Source organism: Pseudomonas sp. Con_6 (assembly GCF_059379395.1).
Genome location: NZ_CM182011.1, coordinates 4,443,558 through 4,455,260 on the forward strand (window position 1 = coordinate 4,443,558; position 11,703 = coordinate 4,455,260).

9 protein-coding genes are annotated in these 11,703 nt (G+C 61.9%); 3 read left to right on the forward strand and 6 right to left on the reverse strand.

The genetic code is table 11. The features are described 5' to 3' along the window. Window positions 1-110: 110 nt before the first annotated feature. Window positions 111-2,291 carry a methyl-accepting chemotaxis protein gene (locus AC5QPF_RS19715; protein ID WP_494959488.1) on the reverse strand — a complete coding sequence of 727 codons (2,181 nt, stop codon included), beginning with the start codon at window positions 2,289-2,291 and terminating at the stop codon, window positions 111-113. 195 nt (window positions 2,292-2,486) lie between these two features. Beyond that, a complete protein-coding gene (locus AC5QPF_RS19720) occupies window positions 2,487-3,251 on the reverse strand; it encodes an autoinducer binding domain-containing protein (RefSeq protein WP_494959489.1) in 765 nt (254 codons plus the stop codon). 331 nt (window positions 3,252-3,582) lie between these two features. Here AC5QPF_RS19720 and AC5QPF_RS19725 point away from each other — a divergent pair, with 331 nt between their 5' ends. After that, a complete protein-coding gene (locus tag AC5QPF_RS19725; RefSeq protein WP_494959490.1) occupies window positions 3,583-5,019 on the forward strand; it encodes a PucR family transcriptional regulator ligand-binding domain-containing protein in 1,437 nt (478 codons plus the stop codon). A gap of 81 nt (window positions 5,020-5,100) precedes the next feature. On the opposite strand, the gene AC5QPF_RS19730 is transcribed toward AC5QPF_RS19725, so the two are convergent. From AC5QPF_RS19730 to AC5QPF_RS19745, 4 genes are read right to left on the reverse strand one after another with little or no spacing between them, the layout of a single operon-like run. After that, window positions 5,101-6,612 (reverse strand): CoA-acylating methylmalonate-semialdehyde dehydrogenase, encoded by a 1,512-nt coding sequence (locus AC5QPF_RS19730; RefSeq protein ID WP_494959491.1) that lies wholly within the window; start codon window positions 6,610-6,612, stop codon window positions 5,101-5,103. Window positions 6,613-6,632: 20 nt separating this feature from the next. Then, the gene (locus AC5QPF_RS19735; protein WP_494959492.1) at window positions 6,633-6,983 is read right to left on the reverse strand and encodes a cupin domain-containing protein; all 351 of its coding nucleotides are present in this window, start codon (window positions 6,981-6,983) and stop codon (window positions 6,633-6,635) included. 12 nt (window positions 6,984-6,995) lie between these two features. Next, window positions 6,996-8,378, reverse strand: a complete 1,383-nt coding sequence (locus AC5QPF_RS19740) for an FAD-dependent oxidoreductase (RefSeq protein WP_494959493.1) — start codon at window positions 8,376-8,378, stop codon at window positions 6,996-6,998. 45 nt (window positions 8,379-8,423) lie between these two features. Next, the gene (locus AC5QPF_RS19745) at window positions 8,424-9,824 is read right to left on the reverse strand and encodes an amino acid permease (RefSeq protein ID WP_494959494.1); all 1,401 of its coding nucleotides are present in this window, start codon (window positions 9,822-9,824) and stop codon (window positions 8,424-8,426) included. A gap of 539 nt (window positions 9,825-10,363) precedes the next feature. On the opposite strand from AC5QPF_RS19745, the gene AC5QPF_RS19750 reads away from it, so the two are divergent. After that, window positions 10,364-10,810, forward strand: coding sequence for a hypothetical protein (locus AC5QPF_RS19750; protein ID WP_494959495.1), 447 nt, complete (start codon window positions 10,364-10,366; stop codon window positions 10,808-10,810). A gap of 170 nt (window positions 10,811-10,980) precedes the next feature. Beyond that, window positions 10,981-11,685 carry an ATP-binding cassette domain-containing protein gene (locus AC5QPF_RS19755; RefSeq protein WP_494959496.1) on the forward strand — a complete coding sequence of 235 codons (705 nt, stop codon included), beginning with the start codon at window positions 10,981-10,983 and terminating at the stop codon, window positions 11,683-11,685. The last annotated feature ends 18 nt before the right edge of the window (window positions 11,686-11,703 follow it).

Genomic DNA, 11,703 nt, shown 5'->3' on the forward strand with positions numbered 1-11,703 from the left:
CCATTATGCGTGCATTCACCCATGCTGGCAACCCCCTGATTTAAAAAAAGTTTCTGCCCGGGGACAGGTACCGTTCGCACGGCGCCGCCGCCCTGCCCCGCGGGTTGTGCTCAGGCGGCTTCGCGCTGCGCACCGACGCGAGTGACTTCGAACAGGCCCACCAGTTTCTGCAGTTTGTTGGCGTTGAGCCGCACGGTTTCCGCGCTGGCATGGAGAACGTTGACGGTCTGGTGCATTTCCAGCGAGGACTGGTCCACTTCCTTGATGGTTCGACCGTAGTCCAGGCTGCGCTGGTTGAGCTGCTGGATGATGTCAAACATGTTTTCCACGGCCTGATGCAGTTGCACGTTTTCCGACGACGCCTGCTCGGCGAGGCCCAGGCTCTGGTCGACATTGTTCACCCCGTCCTCCATGAAGCCTACGGCTTCACGCGTTTCGCCCTGCAGGCTCTCCACGGTAAGGCGGATTTCTTCGGCTGCGCTGGAAGTTCGCGCGGCCAGACTACGGACTTCATCGGCGACCACGGCGAAACCACGCCCATGCTCCCCCGCCCGCGCCGCTTCGATGGCGGCGTTGAGCGCCAGCAGGTTGGTCTGGTTGGTGATGTCGCTGATCAGGTGGCTGATCTTGCCGATCTCCGCCATGCGGCTGTCCAGCCGCTGCACACTGGAGGCGGAACGCTCGACCACGTCTCGGATCGACTGGGTACCCTGCTGCACGGTGAGGAACTGCTCGCGGGCACGCTCGACCACTTCATCCATGGCCTGCTTCATCTGCTCCGCACCGGCCGAGGCCTGCTGGATCTCGCCCAGTTGCTCTTCAACGATGACCATCATGCGGTGCACCGCCTCCGCGACTTCCATGGAGGTACTGCTGGCCTTGCGGCTGCGGCCGATCATCATCTGGTTGGTAGTGCCAACACTGTGGCTGGCTTTGACCACCTGCCCCACCACCGAGTCCAGATGGTCGATGAAGCTGTTGATCCAGCGCCCCATATCGCCGGTTTCGTCATTGGCCATGCGCGAGGTATCCAGGCGCTGGCGCAGATTGCCCTCGCCCTCGGCGATGGTGCGAATGACGCCAGTCAGTTCATTGAGGCGCGCAGCCAGCCGTTTGGGGCCAAGCGTACTGAAGACCAGCGCGGCCAGCAGCAGGCTGCCTGCCTCGCACAGGTCGATCAGGTGCTGGGACAGGCCGCTGTAGTGCTGCACCGCATAATTGCTGGCGAACAGAGCGAGCATGGTGGCCAAATACGGTTTCATCAGTCCGTAGCTGAGGGAACGGCGACGATAGACCTCTTCCAGGTCGGCCTCGCACATCATGCCCCAGCGGTCTGGCGAGCCGGGTAACTGGAAGGTCACGCCCTTGCCCACCACCGGGATATGGCGGTAATCGGAATAGCCCGGGTAGGTGACGAACAGGTTCGAGCCGTTGCGGATGGTTTCCCGTACGCCGGGGTGCAGTTGCTGGGTGGCCGGGTCGGTGAAGCGCAGCTCCAGCTCGGTATGACGCTGCACCTGCACGGTTTTCCAGGGCGTGTGCACGCCGCTCTTGAGGTTCTCGCCATGGCTGAAGGTGCCGTCCTCGAAGCGCGAGCGCGACAGCGCCACGCCGGGCTGCAGGTTACGGTCGAAGCGCGACTGGACCATGAACAGGTAGTTGTCCCCGGACTCGGCGAAGATATGCCCGGCCTCGCGCTGGATCAGATCACCCAGCACATCGTTGGGCACCCGGCCGCACAGGCAGCCAAGCACCTTGCCCGCCACCTTCAGCGGTTGATAGAACATCAGCGTCACTTCGTCATGGAAACGCGACGAGGACGGGCCGATGGTCAGGGTCAGCGGGTCGCGGTACGGGCCATGGAGAAACGGCGCCTTCAGCCCTTCGGCGAGCGCCGCCGGATCGAGGGTGCGCGGCGCCTGTCCGCCCCAGGTCGACGCCAGCAGCTTGCCGGTACCATCGATGACGAACAATTCGGAAAAGTCCTCGGCCTGTTGCAGTTTTTCCTGCAACGCCTGGCCGTCGATGGTGCTGAGGTCTTCCACGCCCTGGGCCAGTTCGGCGAGGTGCTCCCACTGTTCCTGGGCCCAGTTGGTGAGCAACTTGACCCGTGTCTCGGCAATGGCTTCGAAGGTTTGCTCGATGACCGGATAGGCCGCGCGATTGACCCGGCAGGCCCAACCCATGGCGAATTTTCCGGTCTTGCCGAACCAGGGCAGCCAACGCCGTTCTTCACCCGACAACTGCATGGAGTTGCTTGATAGCGACATAGATCTCTCCAATGGCGACATTCCAATGCATTCGGAGAGGCAACTAACAGGCCAAGAGCAAAGCTAGCTAACGAATTGACCAGTAAAACTGGCTTTCTGCCACTGTCACGGAAATAAATGCGGGGCCATCCCGTTTATCAGGCGGGATATCGCCCCAATCAGGGGCGAGATCGTCACCAGATTCCTCAAAATGGTGCAAAAACAACAGGTTAATCCTTATCCCGAAGCCAGGGCCCAATCGCTCAGGCGTCGGGTGTATTCGCTGGGTTCATCGCTCACTCGGTCTTTCCGATCGAAAAACAAACCCAGTTGCGCCGCTCGGGCGATCGCTGCGACCTTGTTCTGCACGCCGAGCTTGACGATGGTGTTGCGCGCATGGAAGTTCACCGTCGACTCGGACAGATGAAGGATGTCGGCCACTTCCTCGGCGGTCTTGCCGATGGCCGACCAGCGCAGCACTTCGATCTCGCGGCAGGTCAGGTGCAGGTCGTCGACCTTGCGCTGGAGCTCGTCCACCTGGTTCATGTGGATCAGGTTGCACAACAGCAGGACCTGCCCTGCCTTCTCGTACCATTCCTCATTGGAGATCGGCCCGTCCCGACGGGCCACGTCCAGCATGCTGAACACCCCTTCCGAATGCGAGCCCTGCGACCAGCCGTGACACAGGCCGAACGTCTGGGCGTCTTGCCAGATACCGGGCGCGGCGTGGAAACAGCTTTCATCCCAGAAGATCGGCAGAATCGAACGGCGACAATGCTCGATGCGCGGGTCGGTTTCGCTGTAGCGGCACGCCTTGTAGCGCTGGCTCCAGCCGTCGGGCCAGGTATTCCAGAGCTCCGGCCGCGGGTCGAAACTGGTCCAGCAGGAGAATCCGAAGAAATCAAACCCCAGTTGCACGACCAGATCGTGCAAGGCAGTGAAGCGCAGGTCGGGAGAGACTTCTCGTGCCAAAACATTCAAAACGTCGGCACTGAACGGCATGATGCACCTCTTTTACCAAGCGCTGGTTTCCCTCCCAGATGCGCTGTTGGGTGATGAATAGTCCGTGGTAGCAGGATGAGGCTAGTGGCAGGGAAATCACCCGACAACAGGCTTTTAGGGTTATATCGAAAGAATGCTTTTCCGGGCTGGGCGGCTCTAAAACGGGAATTTCAGGCAGTTTGACCACCCACTGCCAGCGATCGATCAAGGGAACTTTCCTGGCGGCGTGCGATATCGGTATTGATAGAATTTCCCACGCACCTGCACAAAAAATTCCGCCATCCCGCGCAACCCAGTAGCATGTCAGGCCTGTGCAAAAGCGGATTTTTCCATGCTCACGGTCGCCGACCTGATCGCCATCGAACTGTTGAAATTGCGGGCCGTCGCCGGGGCCGGCGGCACCCACCGACCGATCACCTGGGCCCATGCCGTCGACCTGCCGGACCCCTGGCGCTGGATCTCGCCGGGCGACCTGGTGATGACCACCGGCCTCGGCCTGCCGCACCAGGACGAAGACCAGGCCGCGTGGCTCGAACGCCTGGTGCAGGGCAATGCCAGCGCCCTGGTGGTCGCTCCGCGCAGCGACGCCCCTGCCCTCACTCCGGCATTGCTGGAGGCCGCCGACCGCCTGCTGTTCCCCGTCCTGCTGGCCAGCTTCGAGCTGGAGTTCGTCAAGCTGTCGCACTACGTCATCGAGAGTGTCCTGCAAGCCCAGCGCGAGCGCTTCAACGCCAGCGAGCGCCTGTTCCAGACCTACGCCGAAGCCCTGCGCAAGGCACCGGACATGACCGGGCGCCTGACCATCCTGGCCACGACCCTGGACCTGAACCTGGCCCTGGAGGATGCGATCGACGCCACCCTCATCGTCGAAACCCGCCCGCAGGACCGCGCCGCACTGCAAGAAGCCGAGCGCATCCCATTGGGCGGACGCACCCGTACCAACCTGCTGCTGGCCCGCGGCAGCCGGCGCAGCGCCGATGACTCGATCCTGATCCGCTCTCTGGTCGGCTTGCTCGGCGTCGAACTGGAGCGCCTGATGATCCAGCGCGACCAGCAGCGCGAGGAAGGCGCGGCCCTGCTGCGCAGCCTGCTGGACAGCGAGACCGAGTTCAGTCTCGCCCGGCCGATCCTCGAACGTCGTGGCCTCGCAGGTTCGCTGGTCTGCCTGGCGATCCGTCCTGCGGTCCAGGGGGCCTGGTCCGCCGATGAAGTCCATCAAGCCCCGGCCTTGCACGCTGCAACTCCGCTGCTGCTGGGCGAGAACGGGCTGCTCCTGGCGATCAGCCGCAATGACAGCGCGGTATTCGAAGCACTGCGCGGCAACCTCGGCAGCGACACCGTCATCGGCGTCAGCGGCCCGATCGCCGCGGCCACCGGCTTTCGCGAAAGCGTGCGCCAGGCCCGCCTTGCGCTGACCCAGGCCATCGACCTGGAGACGTCGCTGCTGCGTTATGGGGAGGCGGAGACCGGCTTGATCATGGCGCCCAAGTCCCTGGCCGAAGCCCGCGCCCTGGTCGGTCGTTACCTCGGTCCGCTGATCGAGCATGACCGCACCCAGAGCGCCGCGCTGTTACGTACGCTGATGACGTTCCTGGAAAACGATGGCAACTGGAAGGCTACGGCGTTCGACCTGGAGATCCATCGGCAGACCCTGGTCTATCGCCTGAAGCTGGTGGAACAACTGACCGGCATCAAGCCCACCACGACCCAGGGCATTGCGCGTTTCTGGATTGCGTTGCAGGCGGGCAAGAACACCGAGTTGTTCTGACGGGCCGCGAACGCCCGGTGCTGGTTGCAAAAAAACGACCCCGCTGCGTGGGCGGGGTCGTCTGTCTTCACTCAGCCCGGATCAATTACTGGTCGGCATCGCGAACTCCGCCCCCTTGGCAATCGCCTGCGGCCAGCGCTGCATGATGCTCTTCTGCTTGGTGTAGAAACGCACGCCTTCCTCACCGTAAGCATGCATGTCCCCGAACAGGCTCTTCTTCCAGCCACCGAAACCATGCCAGGCCATCGGCACCGGGATCGGCACGTTGATGCCGACCATCCCCACCTGGATACGCCGGCCGAACTCGCGGGCGACATGGCCATCGCGGGTGTACAGGCTCACGCCGTTGCCAAACTCATGGGCGTTGATCAGTTCCACCGCCTCGGCGAAATCCGTGACCCGCAGGCATGCCAGCACCGGGCCGAAGATCTCTTCCTTGTAGATGCGCATGTCCGGAGTGACCTCGTCGAACAACGTGCCACCCAGCCAGAAACCGTCGCCACAGCCTTCACCCGCGGTCTGGCCATTGAACCCACGGCCGTCCACCAGCAATTTCGCGCCCTCCTTCACCCCTTGCTCGATGTAGCCGGTGATCCGCTCCAGCGCCGCACGGGTCACGATCGGTCCCATCTCGGCCTGCAGGTTGGTGCCGTTGAGCACCTTCAGTTCCCGGGTACGCTGGATCAGCTTGGGCATGACCTTCTCGGCCGTTTCGTCGCCAACGAACACTGCCACGCTGATCGCCATGCAGCGCTCGCCGGCAGAGCCGTAGGCCGCGCCGATCAGGGCATCCACCACCTGGTCGATATCGGCATCAGGCATCACCACCAGGTGGTTCTTCGCCCCGCCCAGGGCCTGCACGCGCTTGCCGTGGCGGGCGCCGGTCTCATAGATATGGTTGGCGATCGGCGTCGAGCCGACGAAGGAAACCGCCTCCACGTCCGGGTGCACCAGCAAGGCATTGACCGCTTCCTTGTCGCCCTGCACCACGTTGAACACGCCGTCCGGCAACCCGGCCTGCTTCAGCAGCTCGGCGATGAACAGGCTCGGGCTCGGGTCGATGGGGCTCGGCTTGAGCACGAAGGTGTTGCCCGTGGCCAGGGCCACCGGGAACATCCACATCGGCACCATCACCGGGAAGTTGAACGGGGTGATGCCGGCGACCACGCCCAGTGGCTGGCGCAAGGTCCAGTTGTCGATATTGGTGCTGACCTGATCGGTGAAGTCGGTCTTCAGTAGCTGCGGCGCGCCGCAGGCGAACTCGACGATCTCGATGCCGCGGGTCACTTCACCCTGGGCATCGGTGAAGACCTTGCCGTGCTCGGCGGTGATCAGCCGGGCCAGGTCGTCGCGGTGCTCGCTGAGCAGCGCCAGGAAGCGGTTGAGGATACGCGAGCGGCGCAGCGGCGGCAGGTTGCTCCAGGCCGGGAACGCGGCCTTGGCGCTGGCCACCGCAGCGTCGACGTCGGCATGGCTGGCCAGTTGCACCTGGGCGCTGAGCTGGCCGGTGGCCGGGTTGTAGACGGGCAGTTGCTGGCCGCTGGTGGCCTCGGCGCGGGCGCCGGAAATCCAATTGGTGATGTGCTGTGTCATGTCGGTTTTTTTCCCGTGGATCAGTAGATGGCGTAGACCTTGCGGACGGTTTCCAGGACATCCCAGCGCCCGGTCCAGCCCGGCGGCAGGATGATCAGGTCGCCACCGCCGACCTCGACCACTTCGCCGGACGCGTCATCGGTGAGCAACGCGCGACCGGAGAGGATGAAGGTGAACTCGGTGTCCGGCCGGTCGATCACCGGCCAGCCGCCCGGCTGGCACTCCCACACGCCGAGGTTGCCGGTGGCGGTGGGTGCCAGGGTCTGGATGGCGATCTGCGGATCGCCCTGGTCGGCGCCGGCACGCTGGCCGGCGGGGTTCAGCGCCAGCGACGCGAGGCTGGCGGACTTGAGAATGGTGAAGCTGGTCATGAAGGACTCCCTTTAATGTGCGCCGGTGAGCTTTTCCAGCAACATCGCGGTGCGGGATGGACGATGGGTGAAGCGCTCTTCGATATCGCTCAGCGAGGCCGCAGCCAGTCCGCTGTTGATACCCAGCCAGCGCAGCGGCTCGCGCTCCCAGGACGGCGAGCGGTGATTGACGAAGGGCAGCGTGTTGATGTCCTCGTCGCGTTCGAGGATCAGGTTGCGCAGGATCCGTCCCGCCAGGTTGCTGGTGGCGACGCCGTCGCCGACGTAGTTGCCGGCCCAGGCGATGCGGCTCTTGCGATCGATACTCACGGTGGGGCACCAGTCGCGGGACACGCCCAGTGCACCGCCCCAGCGGTGGGTGATTCGGGCACTGGCGAGATCGGGGAAGAACTCCAGCAGCGTCTCGTGGATCCGCGCATGGATGCTGTCCACCAGGTCGGCCTGCTCGGACATCCGCGAGCCCCAGTTATAGGGGGCACCGCGGCCGCCGAAGACCAGGCGGCCCTCGGTGGTGACCTGGCCGTACACCCGCAGGTGACGCATGTCGTTGAAGGCCAGACGCTGGTCGAGGTTGAGCCTGGCGAGCAGGTCACGGGGCAGTGGTTCGGTAGCCAGCACCAGCGAATACAGCGGAATGACGAAGCGCGAATGACCCGGCTGCTGCGAGGTGAAGGCCTCGGTGGCGCGCACGGTGATCCCGGCCTTGACCTCGCCGTGTTCGGTACGCACCCGGCCGGGCTCGATCTGCGTCACCGCAGAGCGCTCGTGGATCTTCGCGCCCATGGCTTCCACCAGTTGCGCCAGGCCGCGCACCAGCTTGCCGGGATGGATCAGCGCGCAATGCTCGGTATACAAGCCACCGAGCACGCCCTGGGCACCGACACGGACACGGGCCTCGGCGGCGTCCAGGGTGCGCCACTGCTGCGGCAGGCCAAACCGAGCCGACGCCTCGACCGCCGCCCTCGCCCGCGCCAGTTGCGGCGCGCTGCGGGCCAGGGACAGGAAGCCCTGCTTGGCGTAGTCCGCCTCGACGCCCTCCAGGGCCAGGACCCGACCGATCTCGTCGACGGTGTGGTTCATCGCTTCCTGCAGGTGCAGCGCGGCACCATGGGAATACAGCTGTGCTACCCGTGGCAGGGAGATCGGGAAGATCGCCGAGGCCCAGCCGCCGTTGCGCCCCGAGGCACCGAAGCCGACCTCGCGTTTTTCCAGGAGCACCACGCGCAGCGAGGGGTCGCTTTTCAGCAGGTAGTATGCGGTCCACAAACCGGTGTAGCCGGCGCCGACGATCACCACGTCGGCCTCGACGCTGCCTTGCAGCGCCGGGCGTGACGGGGTCGGCTCGAACCACAGCGGGCGGTTGGGGAGTTGGGTCAAATCAAGGAGTGCTGACATGCTGTTGGCTTCCCGCAGGCATGGAGTTGCATCGAAATACGACTATCAGGCGCTTTCCGTCAGTCGCGTGGCGGTCTCGCCTTCCTGCCGGCGAGCCGGGGACAGGCGCAGGACCAGGTAAGAGGCGCCGATCGCGACGATGGCGATCAGGCACTGCAGCAGGCTGATCTGCATGCTCGGGTCGAAGGCCATGCTCACCAGCACGGTGATGATCGACGCGGTCACCAGCAGCGGCAGCCAGGGGTGGCCCCACATGGCGAACTTCAGGTTGCCTTCGGCGACCCAGCGACGGCGCAGTTTCAGTTGCGACAGGCAGATCATCAGGTAGACGAAGAGGAACACCGTGCCCGAGGAATTGATCAGGAACTGGAACACCGTGTCCGGCCACAGCGCCGCGATCACCACACAGCCGTAGCCGACGATCGTCGAAGCGATCACCCCGCGTACCGGCACGCCCTTCTTGCTTACCCCGGCGATCCAGCGCGGCGCTTCGCCGTTGGAGGCCAGGACGAAGAGCAGGCGCGACGAGGTGTAGAGGCCGGCGTTGAGCACCGAGAGCACTGCTACCAGGATGACGATGGTGAGCATGTCGCCGGCGCCGGGAATGCCGATGCGGTCCAGGGTGGTGACGAAAGGCGACTTGCCAGGCACCAGATCGGTCCAGGGCTGGGCGACGACGATGAAGAAGGTGGCGAGGACGAAGAACACCAGGATGCGCACCATCACCGTGTTCACGGCCTTGCGGATGTTGCGCGACGGGTCTTCCGATTCCGCTGCGGCCAGGGTCGCGACCTCGACGCCGGTCATGGAGAAGATCACCACCACCACGCCGGTGAACAGCGAGCCGATGCCATGGGGCAGGAATCCGCCGTGGGCGGTGAGGTTGGAGAAGCTCGCCTTGGAATCCGGCCAGAGGCCGAACACGTAGAGCCCGGCGACCACCAGGAACACCACGATGGCTGCGACCTTGACCCCGGCGAACCAGTACTCGGCCTCGCCGAAGGAATGCACCGAGAGCAGGTTGAGCAGGGTCATGGCAACCATCAGGCCGAGGGCGATGACCCACACCGGGATCTCCGGTAGCCAGGCATTGATGATCTGCCCGCCGACCACGGCTTCGAAGCCGACCACGATGACCCAGAAGTACCAGTACAGCCAGCCGGTCATGTAGCCGGCGGGACGGCCGAAGGCCATGCGGGCGTAATCGACGAACGAGCCCTTGGCGGGATGGGCGGCGGCCATTTCGCCGAGCATGCGCATCACCAGGGCGACGATCAGGCCGGTGATGGCATAGGTGATGAACGCGCCCGGACCGGTGGACGCGATGACGGCGCTGGAACCGACGAACAACCCGGCGCCGATGACGCCGCCGAGGGCCAGCATACTGATGTGTCTTGTCTTGAGCGCACGCTTGAGGCGCGGATCATGCTCCGTTTGGATAGGCATTTCGTGTCTCCGATTGTTATTAGTGATTAACACTGCCCGGGGCCAAGCGTAGGGGGGCTTGCGGGTGGGAGACAGTGTCGGAATCACCATGCGGAGACGCTTGACTGTACAAATGTATGAAGAGGGAGCGTGGGTGTGGTGGTGGATTTGCAGACCTCATCGCTGCATGGGCATCGACGCCTCTCAGGTAGAAGCGCAGAGGCCCGATAGGAGCGTATGACCTCGGAGAATCGATGACCGTTCGTCGCAGAACTTTAAAGATATCCACAGGCACAAAATACTACATCTCCTGAAATCAGACCGACATCCCACCTTAATTACGGAAAGGGCCTACATAATTCTACATCGAGAAATATATAAACCTCTTAAAACCACAAATCCAGAAACATCACACACCAGCTTAGAAAACAGCTGCAGGAATTATCCTGCACATAACAACCCCCAATAAACCATGAAGACTCCCAAGCCAGAACACCAAGTTGACACCATGCGCAAGAGGAACTAAAAACATTCAACCCCGCACGAACCCCCAAAACTTCATGAAAAGCAGCACCATGAACAATGACGCATATCAAATAATGCCAACACCCAAAGACAAATTGAATATCGATGGTGCCTTTCCCATGAAAACCTCATCAACCACAAGAATCGCCAGGCTGACTGGCATTTTCTTAAAAGAACAACTCCGAGAGCCAATTTCCTTGCTTTGGACACTAATCTCGCCCAGCGCACTATTCTACTTGATCACCTACAACAACATGGCCTTCAGCACGCAAGAGGCTGACCATATAAAATCAACCGCTGGGTTCTATGCCTATATCTCCGCCACGGTGGCGTTTTTTGGTGTCACCTTCTACATCATCGGCCGAAGGGAAAGCGGGTTCATCAGGTCATTCATCTACTCAACCGAAGCCAAATCCATTTTCCTGGCATCGCACCTCATTTGTTACTTTGTTGCCGCATCACTCTATTCAGTTTCTATCTGATTACCAAGCCAGGGTTCGGCGAATACAGCCTTCGAGAATTCGCCGAAATCCTCTACCGCTTCCTGACTTGCTTCATCATCTTCTGCACTCCCGCTCTCTTGCTCGCCAATCGCAAACTTCGCTTGTCTCGTCAAAACACTGAAAATCAATCCGGTATGGAGCAGATATTGATGGTCGCGATAAAGGCAGAAGCGCTGTCGCTGAAATTCGACGACAAGACCTTGTTCGACAAGGCAGACATCCTGATCAAAAGAAATGAGATAACCGGGATCATCGGGAAAAATGGCGCGGGCAAGACTACGTTTTTCGACTTGATCTGTGGCGTGCGAAATCCTGACCAAGGCACATTGCAAAATCTCGCGAAAAGCCACGCCTACTTGTCACAGACACTGGGAACGCCAGCAACCTTGTCGATGAGGGAAATCTACGAAATGACCGCGTCGCTGTCCTGCGAACGGATGCCCTCGCTTGCCATGACCCTGGAAAATTTCCACGCCTGGGATACCAGGCTGGCAGCAAAATTCAGCGATACCTTGAAGAAACGCCCCAGCCATTGCAGCTACGGGGAAATACGGTTTTTCTTCACCTTGTCGCTCATCTCGTTTTCAAAGGAACTGCTGATCCTCGATGAACCCACCGCCGGGGTTGACCCCGAGTCACGCCACTACATCTGGTCGTTCATCAAGAAAGCCAAGGAGGCCGGCACCACAATTGTCGTGTCGTCCCATAACATCCAGGAGATTTGCGAACATTGCGACAGCTTTCACCTGATTCACAACCACAGGTTTTCCAGGTTCGCCAACGCACAGGCCTTCATGAGCAGGTTTGGCGGGAACACACTGGATGATGCTTTCATCGCCAGTATCCATAGCTGAAGCTGATTTCAAGACGGG

What these genes read in the sequence shown, in the direction of transcription:
- AC5QPF_RS19715 (WP_494959488.1), bottom strand. Translation starts at nt 2,291, where the DNA reads ATGTCGCCATTGGAGAGATCTATGTCGCTATCAAGCAACTCCATGCAG.
- AC5QPF_RS19720 (WP_494959489.1), bottom strand. Translation starts at nt 3,251, where the DNA reads ATGCCGTTCAGTGCCGACGTTTTGAATGTTTTGGCACGAGAAGTCTCT.
- AC5QPF_RS19725 (WP_494959490.1), top strand. Translation starts at nt 3,583, where the DNA reads ATGCTCACGGTCGCCGACCTGATCGCCATCGAACTGTTGAAATTGCGG.
- AC5QPF_RS19730 (WP_494959491.1), bottom strand. Translation starts at nt 6,612, where the DNA reads ATGACACAGCACATCACCAATTGGATTTCCGGCGCCCGCGCCGAGGCC.
- AC5QPF_RS19735 (WP_494959492.1), bottom strand. Translation starts at nt 6,983, where the DNA reads ATGACCAGCTTCACCATTCTCAAGTCCGCCAGCCTCGCGTCGCTGGCG.
- AC5QPF_RS19740 (WP_494959493.1), bottom strand. Translation starts at nt 8,378, where the DNA reads ATGTCAGCACTCCTTGATTTGACCCAACTCCCCAACCGCCCGCTGTGG.
- AC5QPF_RS19745 (WP_494959494.1), bottom strand. Translation starts at nt 9,824, where the DNA reads ATGCCTATCCAAACGGAGCATGATCCGCGCCTCAAGCGTGCGCTCAAG.
- AC5QPF_RS19750 (WP_494959495.1), top strand. Translation starts at nt 10,364, where the DNA reads ATGAAAAGCAGCACCATGAACAATGACGCATATCAAATAATGCCAACA.
- AC5QPF_RS19755 (WP_494959496.1), top strand. Translation starts at nt 10,981, where the DNA reads ATGGTCGCGATAAAGGCAGAAGCGCTGTCGCTGAAATTCGACGACAAG.